Annotated in this window: 20 protein-coding genes; 6 read left to right on the top strand and 14 right to left on the bottom strand. The window is 65.7% G+C overall.

The window, feature by feature from the left end:
• Positions 1-59: 59 nt before the first annotated feature.
• The 5 genes from D3260_RS05350 to D3260_RS05330 are packed head-to-tail and all read right to left on the bottom strand — an operon-like array spanning position 60 to position 7,094.
• Positions 60-1,583, bottom strand: coding sequence for a hypothetical protein (locus D3260_RS05350; protein WP_120097553.1), 1,524 nt, complete (start codon positions 1,581-1,583; stop codon positions 60-62).
• Positions 1,561-2,337, bottom strand: coding sequence for a 16S rRNA (adenine(1518)-N(6)/adenine(1519)-N(6))-dimethyltransferase RsmA (rsmA, locus tag D3260_RS05345; protein WP_120097552.1), 777 nt, complete (start codon positions 2,335-2,337; stop codon positions 1,561-1,563). The genes D3260_RS05350 and rsmA overlap by 23 nt, the downstream gene beginning before the upstream one ends.
• Positions 2,327-3,313 carry a 4-hydroxythreonine-4-phosphate dehydrogenase PdxA gene (pdxA, locus tag D3260_RS05340; protein ID WP_233543974.1) on the bottom strand — a complete coding sequence of 329 codons (987 nt, stop codon included), beginning with the start codon at positions 3,311-3,313 and terminating at the stop codon, positions 2,327-2,329. The genes rsmA and pdxA overlap by 11 nt, the downstream gene beginning before the upstream one ends.
• 8 nt (positions 3,314-3,321) lie before the next feature.
• On the bottom strand, positions 3,322-4,734 hold the full coding sequence (locus tag D3260_RS05335) for a peptidylprolyl isomerase (protein ID WP_120097550.1): 1,413 nt from the start codon (positions 4,732-4,734) through the stop codon (positions 3,322-3,324).
• Entirely contained in the window at positions 4,731-7,094 is a 2,364-nt protein-coding gene (locus tag D3260_RS05330; protein WP_147418108.1) for an LPS-assembly protein LptD, read from the bottom strand. Before D3260_RS05330 ends, D3260_RS05335 begins: the two co-directional genes overlap by 4 nt.
• Positions 7,095-7,249: 155 nt before the next feature.
• On the opposite strand from D3260_RS05330, the gene D3260_RS05325 reads away from it, so the two are divergent.
• The 4 genes from D3260_RS05325 to D3260_RS05310 all read left to right on the top strand — a co-directional run bounded on the left by D3260_RS05325 (position 7,250) and on the right by D3260_RS05310 (position 10,534).
• A complete protein-coding gene (locus D3260_RS05325) occupies positions 7,250-8,254 on the top strand; it encodes an aminoglycoside phosphotransferase family protein (RefSeq protein ID WP_120097548.1) in 1,005 nt (334 codons plus the stop codon).
• The gene (murU, locus tag D3260_RS05320; protein WP_120097547.1) at positions 8,251-8,949 is read left to right on the top strand and encodes an N-acetylmuramate alpha-1-phosphate uridylyltransferase MurU; all 699 of its coding nucleotides are present in this window, start codon (positions 8,251-8,253) and stop codon (positions 8,947-8,949) included. The genes D3260_RS05325 and murU overlap by 4 nt, the downstream gene beginning before the upstream one ends.
• 111 nt (positions 8,950-9,060) lie before the next feature.
• Positions 9,061-9,561, top strand: coding sequence for a hypothetical protein (locus tag D3260_RS05315; RefSeq protein ID WP_120097546.1), 501 nt, complete (start codon positions 9,061-9,063; stop codon positions 9,559-9,561).
• Positions 9,542-10,534: an OmpA family protein gene (locus D3260_RS05310; RefSeq protein WP_120097545.1), complete on the top strand. Its 993-nt coding sequence runs from the start codon at positions 9,542-9,544 to the stop codon at positions 10,532-10,534. Before D3260_RS05315 ends, D3260_RS05310 begins: the two co-directional genes overlap by 20 nt.
• Positions 10,535-11,364: 830 nt before the next feature.
• On the opposite strand, the gene lexA is transcribed toward D3260_RS05310, so the two are convergent.
• From lexA to D3260_RS05295, 3 genes are all read right to left on the bottom strand, one after another.
• Positions 11,365-12,012: a transcriptional repressor LexA gene (gene lexA / locus D3260_RS05305; protein ID WP_120097544.1), complete on the bottom strand. Its 648-nt coding sequence runs from the start codon at positions 12,010-12,012 to the stop codon at positions 11,365-11,367.
• Positions 12,013-12,196: 184 nt separating this feature from the next.
• On the bottom strand, positions 12,197-13,057 hold the full coding sequence (gene folE2 / locus D3260_RS05300) for a GTP cyclohydrolase FolE2 (protein ID WP_120097543.1): 861 nt from the start codon (positions 13,055-13,057) through the stop codon (positions 12,197-12,199).
• A gap of 193 nt (positions 13,058-13,250) precedes the next feature.
• A complete protein-coding gene (locus tag D3260_RS05295; protein ID WP_120097542.1) occupies positions 13,251-13,592 on the bottom strand; it encodes a histidine triad nucleotide-binding protein in 342 nt (113 codons plus the stop codon).
• 89 nt (positions 13,593-13,681) lie between these two features.
• On the opposite strand from D3260_RS05295, the gene D3260_RS05290 reads away from it, so the two are divergent.
• On the top strand, positions 13,682-15,697 hold the full coding sequence (locus D3260_RS05290; protein ID WP_120097541.1) for an SDR family oxidoreductase: 2,016 nt from the start codon (positions 13,682-13,684) through the stop codon (positions 15,695-15,697).
• Between the two features lie 50 nt (positions 15,698-15,747).
• Here the strand turns inward: D3260_RS05290 and D3260_RS05285 are convergent, their stop codons facing one another.
• Positions 15,748-16,824: a 3-deoxy-7-phosphoheptulonate synthase gene (locus D3260_RS05285; RefSeq protein ID WP_120097540.1), complete on the bottom strand. Its 1,077-nt coding sequence runs from the start codon at positions 16,822-16,824 to the stop codon at positions 15,748-15,750.
• Positions 16,825-17,626: 802 nt separating this feature from the next.
• On the opposite strand from D3260_RS05285, the gene D3260_RS05280 reads away from it, so the two are divergent.
• Positions 17,627-19,795, top strand: coding sequence for an FAD-dependent oxidoreductase (locus D3260_RS05280; protein WP_120097714.1), 2,169 nt, complete (start codon positions 17,627-17,629; stop codon positions 19,793-19,795).
• A 133-nt stretch (positions 19,796-19,928) separates the two neighbouring features.
• Here D3260_RS05280 and D3260_RS05275 read toward each other — a convergent pair whose 3' ends face one another.
• The 5 genes from D3260_RS05275 to mutM form a co-directional block, all read right to left on the bottom strand.
• Positions 19,929-20,180, bottom strand: a complete 252-nt coding sequence (locus D3260_RS05275; RefSeq protein WP_120097539.1) for a GlsB/YeaQ/YmgE family stress response membrane protein — start codon at positions 20,178-20,180, stop codon at positions 19,929-19,931.
• A gap of 112 nt (positions 20,181-20,292) precedes the next feature.
• Positions 20,293-21,102, bottom strand: coding sequence for an SDR family oxidoreductase (locus D3260_RS05270; protein WP_233543973.1), 810 nt, complete (start codon positions 21,100-21,102; stop codon positions 20,293-20,295).
• A complete protein-coding gene (locus D3260_RS05265; protein WP_120097538.1) occupies positions 21,099-21,566 on the bottom strand; it encodes a YkvA family protein in 468 nt (155 codons plus the stop codon). Before D3260_RS05265 ends, D3260_RS05270 begins: the two co-directional genes overlap by 4 nt.
• A 92-nt stretch (positions 21,567-21,658) precedes the next feature.
• A complete protein-coding gene (locus D3260_RS05260; RefSeq protein WP_120097537.1) occupies positions 21,659-23,257 on the bottom strand; it encodes an FMN-binding glutamate synthase family protein in 1,599 nt (532 codons plus the stop codon).
• A gap of 361 nt (positions 23,258-23,618) precedes the next feature.
• Positions 23,619-24,434, bottom strand: coding sequence for a bifunctional DNA-formamidopyrimidine glycosylase/DNA-(apurinic or apyrimidinic site) lyase (mutM, locus tag D3260_RS05255; RefSeq protein WP_120097536.1), 816 nt, complete (start codon positions 24,432-24,434; stop codon positions 23,619-23,621).
• Between the last annotated feature and the right edge of the window lie 37 nt (positions 24,435-24,471).

Below are 24,471 nucleotides of genomic sequence, written 5' to 3'. Positions count from 1 at the left end.
CCAGACCGGGAGATATGGCCACGATCGCCTTGCGCGCGCGTGCCAGGCTCGGGCGTGCCTCAGTGCTGCCTTTCGAACAGCAACATGTGGTTGCCGACCGCGCGGCGACGGTAATGCACATCATCGGTCAGTACCGGCGTGAGTGGCGCGTTGTCGGCGAGCAGCGCGGCCTCGATGTCCCAGCGCTCGAACAGGGCCTGCCAGCCGTCCCGGTATTGATAGGCGCGGAACCAGGCCAGTACGAAGGTTTCGGGATACATGTCGAAACGCGTATCGATGAAGACACGCCGCTTCGGGGCGACGAGATGCGTGCAGCTGCCCACCTTCTCGCTGGAGAACCAGTGCGCATCGGGCGGCAGATGGTGATCGAGATATCGGATGCCGTCTGTCATCGCGCGACAACCAGCCATCTGGACCGGGCCGGCTGTCGCGCCGCTGCCCGGGCTGGTGATCAGCAGCGCGCCGACGAGGCCCGGCAGCCAGACGTATCGCCACGGGCGGGTGGTCGGTCCCGTAGCGGCGATACGGCCGCCACTCATGCGAGCCAGTGCAGCGGCGATCACCGGCGGGGCCGCCAGAGCATAGAACAGGCCAGCCCAGATCACGAATCGAAGCGCGTCGATCGTCATGATCGTGAACAGGGCGACATGGAGAACGCCGGCCCAGGCGATACGCCGCCGCTGGATGATCAGGCAGACGAGATACAGCGCGATCAGGAGGAGCCCGACAATCATGTAGCCGTTGTCCAGCCGGGGTGGCATCAGCTCATGGATATGGGCGTTCATCTCGGTCTTGAGCGACAGGTCGACGATATAGCGATACAGCGACCAGCCGTAGGGGTTGCAGCCCGTGGCGAGTACGGCCGCACTGGCCAGACCGAGATAACGCGTGCAGAGGCGGCGCCGCGACGTGCAGGTGGCTGGGCGGCTCGTTCGTCCGTGTTCGATCAGATCGGCGGCGAAAAACAGAGCCAGAGAGGTCAGGCCGAGGGTGAAGCCGAGATGGCTGTTGGCCCAGATCGCGTAGATGAGGGCCAGCGCGCCGGCCGCCGGCCAGGCCCCGAGTCGGCCGGCACGCAGCCGCTCGATGACGACCCATTGCGCCAGCAGGGCCAGATTGCTGGCCAACATCGGCCGTAGCCCCAGATTGACGCTGACGGGGATCAGCGTCGCGCCGCCGATGGCCAGTGTAAGCCAGTACGGCACGCCGCGTCGGGCCAAGTACCAGGCGGGCCCGACGGCATACATGCCGAGCCCGACAAGACAGAGCGCATAGACGCTCAGGGTCGCGCCGAGCAGCCCATAGACCGGCGCGGCAACGGCTTCGAACAGCCATTGATAGACAACCCAGGGCCGGGCGGGAAACGTCCAGGACATCGTGTCGTGATGTGGCAGGCCGTGCTGCCAGAGCGACTGGCCGGCGCGATACAGCCAGGGCCAGTCGGCGGTGATCGCCCCCTGGCGCATGTGATTGCAGAACAGCCAGAAACCGAGCGCCGCGAGGCCGGCACAGCACAGACCGACGGTGTACGCGAGGCCGCGTCGCGGGTCGGCCGCGCGCTCAGTCCCCGGCGGCGAGTGCATTCGACAGTCGGGCGAATGCGGCAGGCGAGACCTGTTCGGGACGTTCGGTCGGGGCCACGTCGCAGGCTTCGATCTCTTCCGGCGTGAGCAGGCCTTTCAAGCCGTTGCGCAACACCTTGCGGCGTTGGTTGAAGGCGGCCGAAATCACGCGGTCGAAAGCCGACAGATCAACGATCTCGAACGTCGGGGTCTGTGGCACGACGCGCACCACGGACGACATGACGCGCGGCGGCGGGCGAAAAGCGCCCGGGCCGACGTCGAACAACGCGGTCGCCTTGGCCCGGGCGGCCAGTGCGACGGACAGCCGGCCGTAATCACGGCTGCCCGGGCTGGCGGTCATGCGATCGACCACTTCCTTCTGCAACATGAAATGCATGTCGCGGATCGGCGCCGCGCTTTCGAGCAGGGCAAACAGTAGCGGCGACGAAATATTGTAGGGCAGGTTGCCGACCAGCCGGATCGGCCGGCCAGCCGCCTCGGCCAGTGCCGCGTAGTCGACGGTCAGCGCATCGCCGGCGATCACTGATAACCCCGGATCCTGCGCGGCGCGTTGTTCCAGCTCGGCAATCAGGTCGCGATCGATCTCGATGACCTCAAGCCTGTCCAGACATGCGCGAAGCGGTGTCGTCAGCGCGCCCTGGCCGGGCCCGATCTCGACGACGTGGTCATCGGGCGCCGGGGCGATCGCCGAAAGGATACGATCGATGACGCCGCGCTCATGCAGAAAGTGCTGGCCGAAGCGTTTACGCGCCATGCGTGATCATCCGGCAAGCCACGCGAATCGCGGCTTCGAGGCTGCCGGTGTCCACCGCGTCAGTGCCGGCCAGCGCCAGCGCCGTGCCGTGGTCGACCGACGTCCGCACGATCGGCAGACCGAGGCTGATGTTTACTGTGCGCGAAAAGGCCGCGTGCTTGATCACGGGCAGGCCCTGGTCGTGATACATCGTGAGTACGGCGTCCGCTTCGGCGAGGTTGTCGGGCGTGAACAGTGTATCGGCCGGCAACGGACCCCGAGCCGTTATGCCGCGCTGACGGGCCTGGTCGATCGCGGGCGCGATGATGTCGATATCCTCGCGGCCCAGATAGCCGTCTTCACCGGCATGGGGATTGAGCCCGGCGACGAGAATACGCGGCTGCGCGATACCGAAGCGGTCGCGCAGGCCGGCGTGCATGACGTCGAGAATCGTGCCGAGCCCGGCGATATCCAGCGCTCGTGGCACATCGGCCAACGGGATATGGACGCTCGCCAGCGCCACGCGCAGATCCCCGGTGTCGGTGGCCAGCATCATGACGGGCGGCGGGGCATCGCAGCGGGCCGCGAGATAACCGGTATGGCCGGTGAAGACATGGCCGGCATCGTTGATCACGGCCTTGTGCACCGGACCGGTGACCAGCCCGGCCGCTGCGCCGGCTCGGCACCGTTCCACCGCCCGATCGAGCGTGGCCAGCACATAATCGGCGTTGGCCGGCTCGAGCACGCCCGGCGTGGCCGGGGCCGCGAGCGCCACCGGATCGCAGCGCAGCGTCCCGGCCGCCTGTGCCTGTGGGGCGGCGGCATAGTCGACGGTGTCGATCACCAGTGGCAGACCGATCGCCCGGGCACGCTCGGCCAGCAGCTCGGGATCGGCGACGGCCACGAGTTCGACATCATGCGCGTTCTGGGCGATGCGCACGGCCAGATCGGGGCCGATGCCGGCCGGCTCGCCCGGCGTCAGTAATAAACGCGGCACGGCCGGGATCAGCTGTCGGAACCGGGCGTCGGCTGATAGTCCGGCATGCGAATATCCACGTAGGCCTCGTCGCGCAGCTTGCGTAGCCAGAGGTTGCCCTGCTCGGCGGCACGCTGCTTGCCGAGCGTCTGACGAATCTTGTCGCGCTTGGCCTCTTGTGTCTCGTCGCGCTGGCGCTTGCCGTTGACCTTGACGATCTCGTAGCTGTTACCGGACTGGAACACCCGGCTGACGTCACCGGCCGACAGATCCTGGATCTGGCGACGCGTGCTCGGGGCCAGACGGTTCAGCGGGATCCAGCCGACGTCGCCGCCCTGGTTCGCGGTGCCGGAATCATCGGAATACTGTCGCGCCAGGGCCGAGAAATCGTCGCCTGCGGACAGGCGTTGACGGATCGTCTGGGCGAGCTGGCGAGTCCGGGCCTCGTCGCGAATCGTGTTCGGCTTGAGCACGATGTGCTGCAGATCGGCCTCGGTGACCATGACCTTGTTGTCGGTGCTGCTGTCGTCGCTGTCATCGGCCTGGCCGCCACGCTCGTCCTCGAGCTGGAGCAGGTACAACCCGTCGTCGCCGCGGAACACGTCGCTGATCTGGCCATCGGACAGGTCGGACAGGGCGGCGTCGAAGCTGTCGGGGACGTCGGTACCGGCAACCCAACCCAGATCGCCACCGTTGTCGGCCGAGGCGGCATCCGAGACCTGGCGCGCGGCCTGGGCGAAGGTGAGATCGCCGGCCGTGATACGGGCGCGCAGGCGCTGGAGTCGGTCGCGGGCTACGCCCGCGGTCGTGCTGTCGGCATCCGCCGGCAGATCGAGCCGGATTTCGGCCAGATGGTACTGGTGATCGCGCGAGAATCGCAGCGCCTGATTCTGCAGATAGCGATCGACGTCGGCATCCGAGATGCCGACTTTCTGCATGACATCTTTCTGACGGACCTTGGAGATCAGGATCTCGTCATGCACGCGATCACGCACCGATTGCAGATCCATGCCCGACTGGGTCACAGCCTGCTGGAACTGTGCCAGGTCCATGTTATTGCGCTGAGCGATGCGCGACAGTCCCTGCTGCAGTTCGGCCGGTGTGACCTTGATGCCTTCCTTCTGGGCCTGCTGGATCTGCAGCTGACGCATGATCAGCTGATCGAGAACCTGCGAGCGCAGCACGTTCGGCGGCACGTTGTCGGTCTGACCACCGCTTTGCTGCTTGAACTGCGCCACGGCGGCGTCCAGTTCGCTCTGCAGAATCACGTCCTGGTCGACGACCGCGACGATCTTGTCGATCGTCTGGGGCTGGGCGTTCTGAGCCGGCGCGCCGAGCGAAAAGCTGCCGAGACCACCGCCCAACTGGGCATGCGCGGTCGGTATCTGCAGCGCGAAAGGGATGAGGCCCACTGCCAGGGCCGATGCAAGTCGATATCTCATGGCGACGCGATCGTATCAAAGCTGTCGTAGGAATCGTCTTTCAAAGTCGGACTGAAGACGTCGTTGTCGACAAATGTCGAGATGCTGTTGCCGAAACGGCCAAGGCCGCGCAACACGAATTGAACCAGAATTGCATTGTCCTGGTCGCCGTTGTCGCCGGAGACATAGTGGCGAAAGCCGGCACGAACCGCGTAACAACACGACGGGCGATATTCGACGCCGGCCAGCGTCTCGACGTTCTGGCTCTTCTTGAGCGAGTAGTTCCACCGCCCGATCAGTTCCAGCTTGTCGCCGATCGGTGCGCGCAGGCCGATGGCGATCTGCGACAGCGTCTCGTACTCGCCGGCGATCAGGTTCGTCGTGGTGTCGTCGTCGCTGCCGTAGACATCGCGCGCCGGACGGAAATCACGATAGTAGCGATAACCCAGATCCAGCTGATAGCTGTTGCGCTGGCCGAACGTGGCCATCGCCTGAGCCCGGTCCAGACGGTTGTGGTCGGGGTTGTACTGGGCCAGGGCACGGGTGGTCAGCGATTCGCTCGGCGAGAACATGCCGCTGGCCAGATAATCCGAGCCTTTCTCGCTGTAGCCGGTAACGCCGCTGTTGGGCAGGCCGACGCGCAGATCACGGAAGCTGGTCATGCGGCCGAGCTCGACTTCGCCAACGGTGCGTCCGGTATGCGGCGAGATGAAACGAGACGACACGCCGAGCGTGACCTGGTTGGCGTCGGCGATGCGATCGATGCCGGTGTAACGGTTGTTCGAGAACAGCTGGTCGTAGTTGAGCGTGGCCGTCCCCGAATCGAAGATCGGGATATTCGATTGGTCCTGATAGCCGACCAGCAGGTACTGGGCCCGGGGTTCGAGGGTCTGGATCCAGCCGTTTTCCAGCGTACGGGAAAAGCGCAGCCCGGCATCGGCCTTGAAACTCGGAATCTCGCGGTTGATGACGTCCTGATCCGGCGTGACGAAGCCGTCGGCGCGATTCAAATCGCGCAGATCGTAGTGGGTCACGCGATAGGCCGCTTCGCTGCTGGCGAACCAGCCCCCGTCGTCGATGCCCCAGACCACGCGCGGTCGGACATCGGTACGAAAGGCGTTCACGCTGTCGTCGCGACGAAAGTTGGTGAACTCGCCGTCGAACCCGAGCTGGAACGGCGCCGTCGGCGTGAGCATGTGCAGGCGGGCTTCGGGCATCCGTCGATAGGGATTGTCCTCGAAACGGCCGCCGAGTCCGTTGAAGTCGTCGTCGAGCGTCTGGAAATCCTGGGCCAGCAGCGTGAAGCGCACGCCCGGCTGGACGGCGGTCAGCGTCACGCTGCGCTCGAGATTGGTTGTCGACGTATGGGCCAGATCATTGGACAGATCGTCGAAGTAATCGTCGTCGCTGACCCGGGTATAGGTCGCCGCGATGCCGACGTTCTCGGAAAGCTGGCCCTGATGGCGGAAATGCACGAGATCGCGTTCAGCGTTCTCGTGATAGTCGTACGGCAGGATCTGGCCGTCGAACTCGCCGCGCTGGTGTTCGGTCAGGTACCGGAACTGGCCGCCGAGCTGGAGTCCGCGCTTGGCCATGACACGCGGCACGATCGTCGCGTCGTAATTGGGCGCAAGGTTGATGTAATAGGGCGCGGCCAGCTGGAAGCCGGTATCGCTGGAAGCGCCGATCGTCGGTGCGAGAAAGCCCGTGTGTCGCTGATTGTCGATCGGAAAGTTCAGGTATGGCGTATAGAGCACCGGCACCCCGTAGATGCGCATCGTGGCGTCGTGGGCCACGCCGCGCCCGCTCTCCCGGTCCAGTTCGATGCGCTTGGCCGAGAGCAGCCAGGCCTTGGTCGTGCCGTCACAGGTGCTGTAGTCCGCACTGGTCAGCCGATAGCGATTGTCGCCGAGCGAATTCACCGTGGCGGCCTGGCCGCGCGCGCCGTTGGCCAGCACCGAATAATGAGCCTTACTGAACTGCCCGGCCCGATCCCGGGTGTTCACACTGCCCTGGTCGGCGGTCAGATAGAGCCCGTCGCGCAGATACTTCAGCCCGCCGCGCGCCTCGGCCTCGGTCGTGTCGCGGTTGTAGCGGACGAAGGGGGCTTCCAGAGTCTGGCCGTTGCGTTCAAGATGCACATCGCCCGTGGCCGTGGCGATGTCATCGGCCAGTTGGGCCTGATCGGCGATCAGCGACGAACTCGTCGCGTCGTCGGGCAGCGACAGCGGGGGCGGCGTCACCGCACATCCCTGATTGGTCGCGGGGTGGGTGTCGGCGGCATTGGCCGGTGCGGCAGCGGCCGTCACGGGCACGCCCGACAGGGCCGCCCAGCCGGCAACACAGATCAAGTGGCAACGATAGGTCTTGTTATGGATCACGGCGGGAGTACATCCCCTTGGAGCAGTGTCTTCGCGCGCAAAGCCGCGGGGCGGGCGAGCGCCGGTTCGTCTGATTCTGCTGGTAATGCCCCTTATGGCGGGGATTATGCGCACGCCGCGGGCTGCCCGCAACGAACGCGTTGCCAGGCAAGCGCATGAATATCGCCGACGATTCACGCGCCGACGCGCTCTCGGCGTGGGCCGAGGCCCGGTTGGGCCAGCCGCTTCGCTGGACGGTCGTCTCGGCCGATGCCAGCCGGCGCCGCTATTTTCGTGCGCGCCCGATCGATGCCGAGACACCGACCTGGATCGCGGTGGATGCGCCGCCGGCTCATGAAAACATGCCGGCGTTCGTGGCTGCGGCCGAGCTGCTGGCCGCGGCCGGACTCAACGTGCCGCATATTCATGCCCGCGATGAAACCGCAGGATTTCTGCTGCTGTCGGATTTCGGCGATCGGCGTTATATCGATGTCCTGGATACGCACAACGCCGATGCGCTTTTCGGTGCCGCCATCGGCGCACTGCTCGACTGGCAGGCCGCCAGCCGGCCCGGCTTGCTGCCCGATTACGACCGGGCGACCTTTCAGCGCGAGATGGCGTTGTTCCACGAATGGTTCTTGCCATCGGTGCTCGGCATCACGCCCGACGCCGAGGCCCAGGCGGCGTTGCAGGGGGCCTACGATTTCATTCTCGAGCGCGTGCTCGCCCAGTCGCCGGTCTTCGTGCATCGCGACTTCATGCCGCGCAATCTGATGATTGCCGATCCGCTGCCCGGCGTGCTCGACTTTCAGGATGCCCGCTACGGACCGGCGACCTACGACGTGGCCAGCCTGTTCCGCGATGCCTTCATCAGCTGGCCGGCCGATCGCGTGCAGGAATGGATCCGGCACTACTGGGACGGCGCGATCGGCCGCGGCCTGCCGGTGGCCTCCGACTGGACACATTTCCTCACCGATCTGGCACTCACCGGCGCCCAGCGGCATCTCAAGGTGCTCGGCCTGTTCGTGCGGATCGCCGAGCGCGATGGCAAGCCGGATTATGCGCGCGACCTGCCGCGTTTCGTCGACTACCTGATGCCGGTGACCGCCGCGCACGATCAGCTTGCGCCGGTGCATCGGTATCTGGTCGCGGCCCGGCCGGCGCTCGGGATGGCCCCATGAAGGCGATGATCCTGGCCGCCGGGCGCGGCGAGCGGCTGCGGCCCTGGACGGATCGTCAGCCCAAGCCACTGGTCGAGATCGCCGGTCAACCGCTGATCGCGCATCATCTGCGCGCCCTGGCCGCGGCCGGCTTCTGCGAGGTCGTGATCAATGTCGCTTATCGCGGTGACCAGATCGTGGCGGCGCTTGGCACGGGGCAGCGCTATGGCGTGACCATCACCTACAGCCATGAGACGCCGGGCGCGCTGGACACCGGCGGTGGGGTGGCCCGGGCGCTGCCGCTGCTCGGCGAGGGGCCGTTCGCGCTGATCAGTTCCGACGTGGTCACGGATTTCGACTACCGGTGTCTGCCACGGCAGCTGGGTGCAGATCTCGGGCATTTCGTGCTCGTGGCCAACCCGGCCCATCATCGCGACGGCGATTTCGGGCTGCGCGACGGTCGCATCGTGGAGACGGGCCCGCGTTCGACCTATGCAGGCATTGCAGTCTTCTCGGCCGAGGCGTTTGCCACGCAGGCGGATAGCCGTTTCCCGCTGTCCGCGGTGATGCATGCGGCACGAGCCGCCGGGCGGGCCAGCGGACAACACCATGCCGGCCGCTGGCTGGATGTCGGCCGCCCGGCGTCGCTGGCACGCGCGCGTCAGGCGGGGGCGCCCCGAGGCGATGTTTGCGAATCGGGCGGCTCGCGCTGCTAGACTCGCGCGCCACAGGCGCAGGCTGCACTCGGCAGTCCGCCGTTCGACCACGTTCGAGGGAGAGGCCGCATGCCGGTTGGTCCGAAACGATTGTCGCGCCAAGTGTGGCGCATGGCGATACTGCTGCTGGTCGCGGTGGCGTCCGCCAGCCTTGTCGGATGCGCAAGCGAGCGCGCCGCCCACGGCGACGCCAGTGTCTCCGTGCCCGACCAGAGCGTGCTCGATCCGGCCACACAGGCCCTCGACAAGGCGGTTCAGGCCAATGCCGATCAGTTCGCGCCAGAGACGGTTGCCGCGGCGCGGCGCCGCATCACGCTGGCACGCGATGTGTTGTTCAGCGCTGCGCGTGCGCACCGGCCGCTCAACGACAGTGAACGCCAGCGCGTCGATGACCTTGTAGCGGCCGCCAAGCTCGATGCCCGCGAGGCCCTGGTCGAAACCCAGGCCAAGGCGGTCCGGCATCAGCTCGATCAACTGCAGGGCACAGGCGATACGGCCGATCAGTCGGCCGCCGGTGATGCGTCGGCGCTAGACGGCGACGCGGACAACAGCAACAGCGGACTGGGCATGGGGCTTTCGGGCGCCGATAGCGATGACGGACTGGGGTACTGACATGGCGCGTTATCTGGTTCTTATGACCTGTCTCGTGCTGCCGTTTCTCGGCGGGTGTGCGGCCTTCGAGCAGGGCGACGTACCGCCGGCGCCGCATATCTCCGGTGCGAATACCCAGGCCCAGGCCTGGCGTGACGAGATCCAGCGCGATCCGCAGGGCGATACGCCGACCTTCGGCCCGCTTGAGGATGCACGCGATGCGGTCTCGGCCGCCAAGGCACAGCCGGGCGTCAACGATCACGACGGTCAGTCGCTGGCCCAGGCCGAGCAGGCTCTTTCCGAGGCCGAACAGAAATGGCACGCGATCGCCGACCAGAATGAGCGGAGCAATCAGGCGCTTGCCGGTGTCGCTGGCGATGCGCACCGCGCCCAGCGTCTGGCCCAGATCTCACAGTACACGGCCATGCGCGAATCCGGACTGGATCAGCTCAACCAGCTGCAGTCCCAGCAATCGCAGATGGTGCAATCGACGGGCGGCGCTAGCGTGTCGGGCAGCGATCAGCAGCTGGTCAACCAGCGCGTCGTGCCGACCATGCTGGGCAGTCTGCAGTTCCAGGAAGGCACGGCGCGTCTGACATCGGCATCGCGTCCGGTGATCGGCAAGCTCGCCAACCTGATGAAGCAGCATCCGAAACTCGGCGTGGCCATCTTTGGCTTCACCGACAACGCGACGCCGCCGCCCGAACAGCTCGATGCGTTCATCAACGCCAATCCGCAGCTGTCGAAGCAGAACCCGAGTCAGTCGCAGAAGGCCATGGCCTATCGTCAGGGACTGTCGGATGCCCGCGCCCGGGATATCGCGCAGCTGTTGGTCCAGGCCGGGGTGGACCCGGATCGAATCGGGGCACGCGGCCTGCGTGACCAGCATCCGATCGCTTCCAATGATACAGCCGACGGGCGTGCGAAGAACGAGCGGGCCGAGGCGATCATGGTCCCGATGAGCGCACTCAGCGGCGGTAGCGGCGGTAACTGAGCCGGGCTGCTTCTTTTCCCGGACCTCGCCGGCCGCATGGCGGCCGGCGGCGAGCGCGCCGGGTCGTGTCGTCCGCCGCCACAACGCCGGGCCCATTGACGGGGCGTGCCGACGCCATGTTGGTCCCCACAGCGTGTTCTGCAAGGCGCGGATCGCGGCGCGCCACGAGCCAGGCTCGCCACGCCGCAGAGCGCCCATCGTCGATGTTTTACGGGGCCCGATCCATCGGGCCAGACACGCCCATTAAAAACAGGACGGCCAGCTCGCTGGCATGGAAGGCCGGTGCCATGCGTGCGATAGACACCACCTCCGGCCGCTCACGGCCCATGCCGAGAGCGCCCGACGCGGACTTGCACGATGCATCAACAGGCCCGGGCGCGGCCCGAACGCGCGATCGGCGATCGCAAGGCGCGTCGATGGGGCGATGGGCAGGGCGGTCGGTGTGTCCGCGATAGACGGACGGGCGTCAAAGCCTGGCCAAGCGCGAGACTTGCCGATCGTTGACTGGCGGCAGGCTTGCGTTCTCATGGCTCAACAGCGAGGCCGAGGCGCGGCAATCACCAAGCCGCGGCGCCAACATGCGATATCCCATGGCCGCGCACTGATGCACGGTCTGGCCTAGCGTCAATCGCCGGTAATGGTTGGCGTACGACGTTTACGCGTCTTGAGTCCTGGCCCGTGTACGGGGCTGACGCGCGGGGCTATCACAACCAGCCCATGGCCGGCCTCTGGATGCCGGAGCGCCGTTGTATCCAGATCGGCAGCGTATCCTTGGCGCTCAGCGACCAGACAGCGCCCGATCTGCAACGTGGACGACCCGAGGGGCGGTTTCAGGAGATCGCGCGGAGCACCCCGACGGCCAGGCCTTCCAGGGCCAGCTCGTCGGCTTCGGCATCGACCGTGATATCCGGATAGTCGGGATTTTCGGCAAGCAGGCGAATACCGTCCCGATCGCGATGAAAACGTTTGACAGTGACATCGTCGCCCAAGCGAAAGACTGCGATCTGCCCTTCGCGGACATCGGTCGTCCGGCGTACGCCAAGCAGGTCGCCGTCGAGGATGCCGGCGCCTGTCATGCTGTCGCCCTGGACCGTCAGTAAATAGTCTGCCGGGGCCGAGAAGATGGCCTGCGACACCTGCACCCGCCGCTCGATGTGTTCGACCGCCAGCACCGGCATGCCGGCAGCGACGCGGCCAATCACGGCCAGGCCTTCATCGGTATGGTCGTCGTCGTTGGCAACAGGGCCGTCGAGGCCGATTGGCGCCCCGCCGAGCAGACGGATGCCGCGGCTGCGCCGGGAGCCGAGCTCGATCGCGCCCTTGCGTGCCAGCGTCCGCAGGTGCGCTTGCGCGGCATTGGCCGAGGCGAAACCCAGCGCTTCGGCGATTTCTGCGCGTGTCGGCGGGGCGCCGGTCGCGGCCAGCGTGTCGCGGATGTAGTCGTAGACGCGCTGCTGTTTCGGCGTGAGCTTTTCCATGCTGTAAATATATCCAGTCGGCAACGCGGCGTAAAGACCGGATCGTTGCACGACGGGAGCAGGTCGAAGAGGAGCGAATGGCATCCGGCCTTGCAGCCGGCCTCATGGAGCCGATGCGGCGCCGGTCGTTGGCGCGACCGGGCCGCCTTGTCGAGCCGGTGCATCCGCCTCGCGGGCCGGCGGGTCAGGCCTGCGGTGCGTCCTTGTCGTGCTCGATCATCGCATAGGCCGAGTGATTGTGTATCGACTCATAGTTCTCGGACGCCACGCGATAGCTTCGGAACCGATCGTCTTCGTTGAGGCGCGTGGCGATATCGCGAACCACGTCCTCGACGAACTTGGGATTTTCGTAGGCCCGTTCGGTCACGGCTTTCTCGTCGATGCGCTTGAGCACGCCGTACAGCTCGCAGGAGCCTTCCGATTCGGCGATATCGATCAGCTCCTCGGCCCAGAAGAATGCGTCCGCGCGTACACGAATGCTGACCAGCGAGCGCTGGTTGTGGGCGCCGTAATCCGAAATATCCTTGGAGCAGGGACACAGGGTGGTGACCGGTACCTTGACCTCGACATGAAGCGTGCTGACATCGCCGACACGATCGCCGATGAAACCGACTTCGTAGTCCATGACGCCTTTTTCACCGGTGACCGGGGCGTACTTGTCGACGAAGTAGGGAAACGTCATCTCGATATGACCGTTGCGAGATTCCAGCCGGTCGGTCATTTCAGTCAGCATCAGCTTGAACGAGTCGAGCGTGATCTGGTGTTCGTGGGCGTTGAGAATCTCCACGAAGCGCGACATGTGCGTGCCCTTGAACTCGTGCGGGAGATTCACATACATGCCGAAGGTGGCCACCGTGGACTGATGGCCGCCGACGCGCTGGGCGATGGAGACGGGATGCCGGATATCGCAGATACCGACCTTGTCGATGGCCAGCCGACGCGGATCCGCGCGGCCTTGTACATCTTCGATGTCGCGGGGCGTGTTGGCTTCGCCGGCGCCCGAAAGGGCAGCGCTGGCCTGACCGGTTTTTGCTGTAGTGCTCATGGTCGGAACAAGAACTGTGGGGTGATGCAGAAAAGGCGCCGGCGCGCGGCACGCGGCCGGCGCGCAATCACGCGGGTGCCGGTGATCATTGGCGGTTATCCCGCTGACAATAGCGACTGGTCGTGAAATTACAAGCCGATGTCATGCAACGCGAATACGAGGCCCATCCGATCGCCCGCGGCGGCCGGGTGCCTCAGCCGGGCGGCCAGTCGAACTCGCGCCCGCCGAGCACGTGCAGATGGATGTGAAACACGGACTGGCCGACGGCGGCGCCGTTGTTCATCACCAGCCGGAAGGCATCACCATAGCCTTCATCGCGCGCGATGCGGCGTGCCACGAGCATCAGATGGCCGAGCAGCGCTTCGTCGTCGTCGGTGGCGTTGACGAGCATGTCGATGGGTTTCTTGGGGATGACGAGCACGTGCAGCGGGGCCTGCGGTGCGATGTCGCGAAAGGCCAGACAGCGATCGTCCTCGTGGACGATGTCGGCTTCGATCTCGCGATTGATGATCTTGGAGAATATCGTGTCGCTCATATAAGACGCGTTCAGCCGATGAAAACCGTATTCTGTCAGACCATACACCGGCGCGCCGCGCCCGGTTCGTCTCGGAGGGCAACAACGACATGAACTATCTCGTGACCGGTGCGACCGGATTTCTCGGCCGCCGCCTGGTGGCCCGCCTGCTGGACCGGCGCGCGGCGACGGTCTATGTCCTGATGCGCCGTGCCAGCGCGGACAAGATGGACGATCTGCGTGCGCGCCTGGCGGCCTCCGAGTCGCGCCTGATTCCGGTCTGGGGCGATATCACGCGCGACGGCGTGATCGATGGCGAGGCGCGCCAGGCCCTGGCCGGGCGGATCGATCACGTGTTTCATCTGGCCGCGGTCTACGACATGAACATGTCGGATGCGACCGCTGACCGGGTCAATGTGGAAGGCACGGCCAATGTGGTAGCGTTGGCCGGGGCGCTAGCCAATGAAAAAGGCAACAAGCCGCTGTTTCATCACATGTCGTCCGTGGCCGTTGCCGGGGCGGATCACGAGGGCGTGTTTTCCGATGAGATGTTCGATGTCGGTCAGCGGCTGACGCATCCCTACTACCGGACCAAGTTCCAGGCCGAGGCGGTGGTACGCGAGCGCGCCGGTGTCCCGTGGCGAATCTACCGGCCGGGTATGGTCGTCGGCGACTCCGAGACCGGCGAGATGGACAAGGTCGACGGGCCGTATTATTTCTTTCCGGCCATCAAGGCGCTGCGCGACAACCTGCCGAAATGGCTGCCGCTGCTGGGCATCGAGGGCGGCCAGATGCCGGTCGCGCCGGTGGATTACGTCGTCGATGCGACCGTGCATATCGCGCACAAGCGCACCGGCAACGGCCAGGCCTACCTGCTCATCCAGCCCAATCCGCCGCGGGCCGGCGAGATGCTCAAGACCTTCGTGCGTGCCGCGCATGGTCCCGATGTCATCCACAACCTGCCGAGCCAGCAATGGTCCGGCGCGCTGGAAAGCCAGATCAAGGCATGGCGCAAGCGCGTGCCGGGCGCCGAATGGTTCGAAAAACGGCTGTCATCGGCTCTGGGGATTCCGCTGTCGATTCTCGGCTACGTGAACAATCGCGCGATCTTCGACGACGTGAACACACGCCAGGCCCTGTCCGGCAGCGGCATTTCCTGCCCGGAGCTGGCCGATTACGCCGAGACGCTCTGGCGCTACTGGGAGATGCACATGGACTGCGATGTCGATGTCCCGGCATCGCTGGTGCGTCGCGTCTCCGGCAAGGTGGTGCTGATCACCGGTGCCTCCAGCGGCATCGGGTTCGCCACCGCCAAGAAAATGGCGGCGGCCGGGGCCATCGTGTGCATGGTCGCGCGCAATCCCGCCAAGCTCGAGGAGACTCGGCGCATCGTCGAAAAGGCCGGCGACGGCGCGGCCCATGCCTATACCTGCGATCTATCCAAGATCGAGGCCATCGACGACTGCATCGCCCGGATCCTGGCCGACCATCATCATGTCGATATCCTGATCAACAACGCCGGGCACTCGATCCGGCGTTCGGCGTTCGAGTCGCTGGACCGGTTCCACGACTACGAGCGCACGATGCAGCTCAATTACTTCGGTGCGCTGCGTCTGATCTTCAATCTGTTGCCGACCATGGCCAAGCGCCGCTCGGGACACATCGTCAACGTGTCCTCGATTGGCGTGCTGACCAATGCGCCGCGGTTCTCGGCCTATGTCGCTTCCAAGGCCGCACTCGATGCCTTCTCGCGCTGTCTTTCGCCCGAGGTCGCCTCGCGCAACATCGATCTGACGGCGGTCTACATGCCGCTCGTGCGTACGCCGATGATCGCCCCGACCAAACTCTACGATTACGTGCCCGCGCTGACCCCTGATCAAGCTGCGGACATGATCGCCAACGCGGTGATCGACCGGCCCAAGAGCGTCGCCTCGCCGCTCGGCACGTTTGCCCAGGTCAGCTATGCGATGTGGCCGAAGGTCAACGACTTCGTGCTGCACAAGGCCTTTCACATGTTTCCGTCGTCGAAGGCCTCGCGCGGCTACGCCGGTCGCGCGGACGACAACCAGAAGCTCAACGTGCCGGCGCGCCTGCTGGCCGCCGTGTTGCCCGGGCCGTACTGGTAGTTCGCAACGGCCCGGTGCGACGTGTGCACCGGGCCGTTCGGTCGGCCGTGTCAGTCGTCGCTGTCGCCGGCGATCTCGCGGCGTTCGCGCACGGATTCGGCCAGCGAAGCGAGCAGTTTCTCCGTGTCGTCCCAGCCGAGGCAGGCATCGGTGATCGACACGCCGTACTCCGGCGCCACGCCGGGAAGCAGTTTCTGGTTGCCCTCGCGCAGGTGGGATTCGATCATCACACCGAAGATCGCGCGGCTGCCGGCGGCGATCTGGCCGCCCACGTCGTCGCCGACCTCCAGCTGTTTCTTGTGCTGCTTGCGGCTGTTGGCGTGCGAGAAGTCGATCATGACCCGGCCGGCCAGATGGGCCTGGCCGAGCTGGGCGACCGCGCCGGCCACGGCGTCGGCATCGTAGTTCGGCCCGTTGGCGCCGCCACGCAGAATCACGTGGCTGTCCGGGTTGCCGGCGGTGGTGAAGATCGCGGACTGGCCTTCCTTGGTCAGCGACAGGAAATGATGCGAGTGCTGTGTGGCTCCAACCGCGTCGACCGCGATCTTGATCGAGCCGCCGGTGCCGTTCTTGAAACCGACCGGGCAGGACAGTCCGGAGGCCAGCTCGCGATGGCCCTGCGACTCGGTGGTGCGTGCCCCGATAGCGCCCCAGGAGACGAGATCGGCCAGATACTGCGGCGTGATCAGATCGAGGAACTCGACGCCGGCCGGCATGCCGCGCTCGGCCAGCTCGCAGAGCAGATGACGGGCCAGGCGCACGCCCTTGTTGATCTTGAACGAATCGTCGAGATCCGGATCGTTGATCAGGCCCTTCCAGCCCACCGTGGTCCTGGGTTTTTCAAAATACACGCGCATGACGATCAGCAATTCGTCGGCGTAACGCTTGCGCAGGGCGGTCAGCCGGTCGGCGTATTCCAGGGCGGCATCCACGTCGTGAATCGAGCACGGGCCCACCACCACGACGAGCCGATCGTCTTCGCCGGCCAGGGCCTGCTGGATGGCCTGTCGGGCGTCGTGAACGGTGGTCGAGGCACGCGCGCTGACCGGGAATTCAGCCAGCAATGTGTCCGGTGAGACGAGCTCCTGGATGCCCTTGATGCGAAGGTTGTCGGTTTCGTGTTTCATGGGGGTCCGATTCGAACTGATGGCGGGCGATTGCGACGGCCAGAGTCTAGAGCCTGTCGATGTTTCGTGCGAGCGTCGCGTTGGCGCTACAAATCGTGTCCTGCAAGGCGCGAGCCGCCGATCGTGGCGTGCCACGATCCGGATTGGCAACACCGCAGGGCAGCCATTGTCGATGGTTCATGGGCGGTCCGACCCTTCGGCACAGGCGCCCAGAATCAAAAACACGGCCAGCAATCCCGCGTTCCAGCACGCCGGCGCCGAATGACAGGCTATGCGTACTACGCCTCGTCTGGCCGCTCATCGTCAATTTCAGGGGCATTGGGCGTGGCCGGCCGGGGCACCCCGAAGGGTCAGCGGCCAAGCGACGACCATCCGGGGTTATCGCACCCTCGCGTGGCTGCGCCACGACAGGCTCACGATGCCTTGTCTTGCCGCCGCTTGGCGGCGGGTGCGACGGTCTGTCTCGTGACGACGCGCCCTGGCAGACGACCGGGCGTTTGGGCCGCGCGGCTTTAGGGAACCTCTGATCTATTCATCTACGGTCGCGCCGGTGTCTTTTGCGCGCGTCTGACAAGACGCCGCGAGCGCCGTTTGCTGAATGCAAATGAGCGAGCGGCAACGCCGCTCAGGCGCGCGCAAAAGCCCGGCCGCCAAGCGGTTTGGCCCAAAAGGCCGCGCTACGGCGTTGCATGGCTGGATCATAGAGTAGCTATGACGCGGCGCCATGCGCCTTGTATCGTGGCCTTTTGGGACTCAAACGCGACCGTGGATGAATAGATCAGAGGTTCCTCAGGTGGTGTTCATGAGGATTTCGCGCTTCGTTCTGGCCGGATTGCTGGTTGTGCTGGCGGCCGGCTATGTGCTGGCGGCGCCGGGACAGTGGCTCGGCGGTCCCTGTGCCGAACACGGGTTGTTGAGTCTGGCCTGCTTCGAGGTCCAGCGGGGGGCGCTGGCCGACTGGGTGGCCATGCATCCGCTTGCGGCGGCGGCCGGCTATTTCGTGATCTATGTCGTGCTGACGGCCGTCTCGATTCCCGGCGCGGCCGTCATGACGCTGGTCGGCGGCGCGCTGTTCGGCCTGGCCGGAGGCGTGGTGCTTGTCTCCTTCGCCTCGGCGATCGGCGCCACGCTGGCGTTTCTGAGTGCTCGCTTCATCCTGCGTGACTGGGTCGAAGCCCGATTCGGCCAGCGCCTGGCCGCCGTGAATCGCGGTATTCAGCGCGAGGGGGCGTCGTATCTGTTCGCGTTGCGTCTGGTACCCGTCTTCCCGTTCTTCGTGATCAATCTCGTGATGGGCATCACGGCGATCCGAACCACCACGTTCTATATCGCCAGTCAGCTCGGCATGCTGCCGGGCACGCTCGTTTACGTGAATGCCGGCACACAGCTCGGTCAGGTGCATTCGATTGGCGGTATTGTCTCGCCCGGGCTGATCGCCTCGTTCGTGCTGCTCGGCGTGTTTCCGCTCATCGCACGACGGGCGCTTGCCCTGTATCGCCGCCGCCGGGCGTTGGCCGGCTATACGCGGCCGAAGCGCTTCGATCGCAATCTGATCGTCATCGGCGGTGGCTCGGGTGGACTCGTGTGTGCGCTGATCGCCGCCACGGTCAAGGCCCGCGTGACGCTTGTCGAGGCCGGCGAGATGGGCGGCGACTGTCTGAATACCGGCTGTATACCGTCCAAGGCCCTGTTGGCCAGCGCGCGTGCGGCGCAGGTCATGCGTCGCGCGGATCGTTACGGGCTGACGCCCATGGTGCCGCAGGTCGATTTCAAGGCGGTCATGGCCCGCGTGAAAAAGGTCGTGGCGACCATTGCACCGCACGACTCCCGCGCACGGTTCGAATCCCTCGGCGTCGACGTGCGTCAGGGCCACGCGCGTCTGCTCGACCCCTGGACCGTGGCATTCGAAGACGGCAGCCGCCTGACCGCTCGCGCGATCGTTCTGGCCACCGGTGCCGAGCCGATCGTGCCGGAGATCCCGGGGCTGGCCGCGGCGGATCCGTTGACCTCGAACACGCTCTGGTCGCTCACCCAGCTGCCGGCGCGCCTGGCCGTGATCGGCGGCGGCCCGATCGGTTGCGAGATGGGGCAGGCCTTCACCCGGCTCGGCGCCGATGTAGTGCTCATCGAGCAGGATGACCAGATCCTGCCGCGCGAGGACGCCGATGTTGCCGCGGCACTGTCCGATACGCTACGTGCCGAAGGGCTCCGGCTGGCCACAGACAGCCGGGTCACGCAGGTCTCGCCGGCGGCCGACGGAGGCTGGGCGTTGTCCTGTCGGAGCGGTGCGGGCGCGGTCTCGACGCTCGTGGTGGATCGGATCCTGGTGGCGGTCGGACGGCGGGCGCGCACGACCGACATGGGGCTGGAGGCGCTCGGTATCGCCCATGACGGGGTCATTGCCGTGGACACGTGTCTGGCCACGCATGTGCCGACCGTCTACGCCTGCGGTGATGCGATCGGTGGCTATCAGCTCACGCACGCCGGCTCTCACGAGGCCTGGCATGCCACGGTCAATGCCTTGTTCGGCATGTTCAAGTCGTTTGCAGTGCGCTACGACAGTCTGCCCTGGGCGGTCTATACCGAGCCCAACGTGGCGCACGTCGGGCACAACGAACGCTCGGCCACTGCGGCCGGCCTGGCCTATGAAGTCACGCATTATTCGCTGGCCGCCCATGATCGCGCCGTCGCGGAGTCGGCGACGACCGGTTTCGTCAAGATATTGACCGTGCCGGGCAAGGACCGTGTTCTGGGCGCTGCGATCGTTGGCGAGCATGCGGCGGAATGGATCGGCGAATATGTCGTGGCCATGCGCCACGGTCTGGGTCTGAACAAGCTACTGTCGACCATTCACAGCTACCCGACCTTCGCCGAGGCCAACCGGTTCGCGGCGGGTGAATGGAAGAAACGTCACGCACCGGCCTGGGTCTTTCCCTGGCTGGCGCGTTTTCATGCCTGGCGGCGTCGTTGAGCCGGGCGCCCGGCCTGTTGATGCAGCGCCAACCGCGCCCGACTTCGGCCGGCGATGTTTCGGGGGGATTGGCCATGAAAAAAGCCGGCATGACGCACATGCCGGCTTTTTTCGTTCCGGGGGTTCTATCGGTTCAGCGTCGAGCCACTGCGCGATAGACGGCCAGCAGGATGATGGCCCCGAGAATGGCGATGATGAAGCTGCCGATGTTGAAGCCGCTCACGCCGCCGAACCCGAGGATGCCGCCGATGAAACCGCCGACCACGGCACCGACGATGCCGATGATGATGGTGACGATGATGCCGCCCGGGTCGTCACCCGGCATGATCAGTTTGGCGATGGCCCCGGCGATCAGACCGAAGATGATCCAAGCGATGATACCCATGAGTCTTTTCTCCGCATTGCGTTGTTTTGCGTTGTCCGCTCACTGTGCGCTGCGTTTTTAACAATCGCAAGACAATCCGGGGCCGGGTTCGCCCGGATGTACAGGGTGCCGCTCAATCGGAACGATATCGTCGTTTCGCGCGTCGGCCCTTGGCGGCCAGTGCCGGGCGCAGCAGCCGTGGGAGTGTCGGGAACAGACTGCCGAGCGTGGTCATCACGCGCGCGCTCGTTGGCCAGGTGCGTTCCGGTCGACCGTCGAGGATGCACTGACATGCCAGTGCTGCGATATCGGCCGGCGTGCTCATGGTCTGCGAGAACGTCAGGTCGGTCACGGCATCCACATCGGCGAGAATGAAATCCGTGGCGATCGGGCCGGGGCAGACCACCGAGACCCCGACCGTGGTCCCGCGCAGCTCTTCGGCCAGCGCCAGACTCAGCGTGCGCAGACCGGCTTTGGTAGCCGAATAAGTGGCGCTGCCCGGAACCGGCATCCGGCCGGCCACCGAGCCCACGTTGATGATCGCCCCGCGCGGCGCGGCCTGCAGGTGCGGCAACGCCGCGCCGGCCAGTACAGTCGGCGCGCGCAGATTCACATCGACCATGGCCGCGAGCTGCATCGGCGTCGGCGTGTTGAAAGCACCGCGATGATGCAGCCCGGCGTTGTTGACCAGGATGTCGAGGCCGCCAAGCGCGGCCACCGCACGTGCCACCAGATCGATACAGGCCGCGGTTGATGACAGATCGACGATCAGCGGGTGCGCATCGATTTCCGCGGCCAGCTGCGCCAGCCGGTCCTCGCGCCGTGCCGCGATCGCCACCGTGGCGCCGGCGGCGGCGAGTTGTCGTGCCACGTGTTCGCCGACTCCGGAAGAGGCACCGGTAACCAGGGCGCGACGACCACGCAGATCCAGGGGCGCGCTCACAGGGTGTCGTCCGGGCCGGCATTCGGATCGGTTGACGGCCGGCCGTGTCGTGCCTGTGGGCCGAACCAGGCAGCCAATCGCGCGCTGGCCTGGCGCTTCACCTGTTCATCGACGTATTGCGAAATCGTGGCCACCGCAAGCGTGAGCGCGCCGAGATCGTCAGTCAGCCCGATGCCGAACAACCAGTCCGGCACCGCATCGAAAGGCATGATGAAATAAGCCAGCGCCCCGTAGGCCGTCGCACGGGCCCACTGCGGTGTATCGGGACGCTGCGCGGCATAGTGCAGCCAGAGGGCTTTCTCGACGAGCTCGTAGCCGGCCCGCTTGAACACATGCGACAGCTTGGTCCAGAACCGGGTTTCCGAGTACTGGTCGGCATAATCGCGTAGTTGTGCCGGTGTCTCGGGCGTGCCCGCGATCTCTGCCGCCTGACGTTGTCGACGGCGTCGGAAGAATGGCGACATGGCCTGAATCCTCGCAGAATCTCTCGATTGAATCGTACCGCGGCACGTGCGCACGCCAAACTGCAGGCACCCGCACGAAACATCAACAGGCCCTAGGCGGCGTGGCTTCGCGGCAGAAAGCTCTCCGCCTGTGCCCGGGCCCAGGCTGTTTCGTAACGGCCGGGACCGTTGGAGACCAGCAGTTCGCCCGGCTTGAGGAAACGATACACCTGATCGGCGGTATGGATCTCCGAATCGTGGGTGCGGCGGCACAGATGCTCCGGGGCGAGCTGGCTGGGGTGATCGAGTCCGACCGTGGCCACGACCTCCTGCATTGCGTTGACCGTCGCCCGATGGAAGTTGTAGACGCGCTCGGCCTTGTCCGGCACCACCAACGCGCGCTGGCGCCAGGCGTTCTGTGTGGCCACGCCCACCGGGCAGCGATCGGTATGACAGGATTCGGATTGCACGCAGCCGACCGCGAACATGAACCCGCGGGCCGTGTTGCACCAGTCTGCGCCCAGGGCCATGTTCGAGGCCATGCGAAAGCCGGACGTGATCTTGCCCGAGGCACCGAGCTTGATGCGCTCGCGCAGGCCGGCACCGACCAGGACGTTCTGGGCCCAGACCAGGCCTTCGCGCAACGGGGTGCCGACGTTGTCGGCGAGCTCGAGCGGGGCGGCCCCGGTTCCGCCCTCGGCACCGTCGATGACGATGAAGTCCGGGGTGATGCCGGTCTTGAGCATGGCCTTGGCCAGACTCATGAACTGCCATCCGTGGCCGATGCACAGCTTGAAGCCGACCGGCTTGCCGTTGGCGCCCGCGCGCAGATCGGCGATGAATTCCATCATCTCGATCGGCGTGGAGAATGCCGTGTGTGACGGGGGCGAGACACAGGTCTGGCCGACTTCAACGCCGCGTGCCTCGGCGATCTCCGGGGTCACCTTGGCGCCCGGTAGCACGCCGCCGTGGCCCGGCTTGGCGCCCTGGGAGAGCTTGATCTCGATCATCTTGACCTGATCGTCGGCGGCGTTGTCGACGAACTGGGCGCGATCGAAAGTGCCGTCCTTGGCACGACAGCCGAAATAGCCGCTGCCCAGCTCCCAGACCAGATCGCCGCCGTACAGGCGATGATGGCGTGAGATCGAGCCTTCCCCGGTGTCGTGAAAAAAACCACCTTTCGCCGCGCCCTTGTTCAGGGCCTGAATCGCGTTGGCGGACAAGGAGCCGAAACTCATCGCCGAGATGTTGAGCGTCGAGGCGGAATAGGGCTGGGTACAGTCCGGGCCACCGATCAGGATGCGTGCCGGCGTTTCCGATGGCTTGCGGGCCGCGATCGAATGCGCCATCCATTCATGGCCTTCGGCATACACGTTGAGTTCGGTGCCGAACGGGTCGGCGTCGTTGTCGCCCTTGGCGCGTGCATAGACCTGACTGCGCGATTCGCGGGAGAACGGCGCGGCTTCCGTATCGGACTCGATCAAATATTGCCGGATTTCCGGGCGGATGGCCTCGAAGAACCAGCGGAAGTGCGCCATCAGCGGATAGTTGCGCAACAGCGCGTGCTGCGACTGGAACAGATCGCGGATGCCGAGTAGCAGGAACAGCGCCGCGATGATGAAGAACAGCCCGAAATAGCGCGGCATGGCCAGGGTGGCCAGTCCGAGCAGCAGCGTGGCGAGTGCCGCGCCGATCAGAGCGATGTAACGCATGAGAGCGCCTGGACAGAGATGGATCGTGACGCAGGTTAGCGACCGGGGCGCTTGCCTGTCATCTAAGGAACCTCTGATCTATTCATCCACGGTCGCGTTTGAGTCCCCAAAGGCCACGATACAAGGCGCATGGCGCCGCGTCATAGCCACGCCATGATCCAGCCATGCAACGCCGTAGCGCGGCCTTTTGGGCCAAACCGCTTGGCGGCCGGGCTTTTGCGCGCGCCTGAGCGGCGTTGCCGCTCGCTCATTTGCATTCAGCAAACGGCGCTCGCGGCGTCTTGTCAGACGCGCGCAAAAGACACCGGCGCGACCGTAGATGAATAGATCAGAGGTTCCCTAAAGTCGGTTCGTGCCACGCTCAACGCTGACAGACGGGGCAGAAGAAAGTCGCGCGCTGGCCGATCACTTCGCGGCGAATCGGCCCGCAGCCGCGTGGGCAGGGGGCGCCGTCGCGTCCGTAGGCGGCCAGGCTGAGCTGGAAATAACCGGTATCGCCGTCCACGCCGATGTAATCGCGCAGGGTCGTACCGCCAACCGTGATCGCCTCGGCCAGGACGCGTTTGATGGCTTCGGCCAGATATATATAGCGCTGGAGGCCGATGCGCTGGGCCGCGCGTCTCGGGTGGATACCCGCGGCGTGCAGGGCTTCCGAGGCATAGATGTTGCCCACGCCGACAACCACCGCGCCGTCCATGATGAAGGTCTTGACCGGCATGCGGCGACCGGCGGCGCGTGTCTTGAGCCAGGCGCCGTCGAAATCCGGGGACAGCGGCTCGGGGCCGAGCCGGGCGAGTAGCGAGAATGTATGCGGATCACCGGTCAGCCAGAATACGGAACCGAAGCGACGGGCGTCGTTGAAGCGCACGAGCCAGCCGTTGTCGAGTTCGATATCCAGGTGATCGTGGGCCACGACGGGCGTATCCGCCGGCACCACGCGCAGCCGGCCGGACATGCCCAGATGCAGGCAGACGTGGCCGGTATCGGCGGCGAACAACAGATACTTGGCCCGGCGTTGGACGGCGTGCAACGTCTGACCGGGCAGGTCATGGGTGAGCGCTTCGGAGACCGGCCAGCGCAGGCGGGGTTCCCGCACCACGACACGACGCACGCGCTGACCCTGTACATGCGGCTCGATTCCGGCGCGCGTGGTCTCGACTTCGGGTAACTCGGGCATTGCGACATTATCGCACGTGCGTTGCAACGACGACCGC

Source organism: Salinisphaera sp. Q1T1-3 (genome assembly GCF_003602005.1).
Classification (GTDB): domain Bacteria; phylum Pseudomonadota; class Gammaproteobacteria; order Nevskiales; family Salinisphaeraceae; genus Salinisphaera.
Note: the sequence above shows the minus strand (reverse complement) of the source record. Positions and strands in the feature narration are given on the sequence as shown.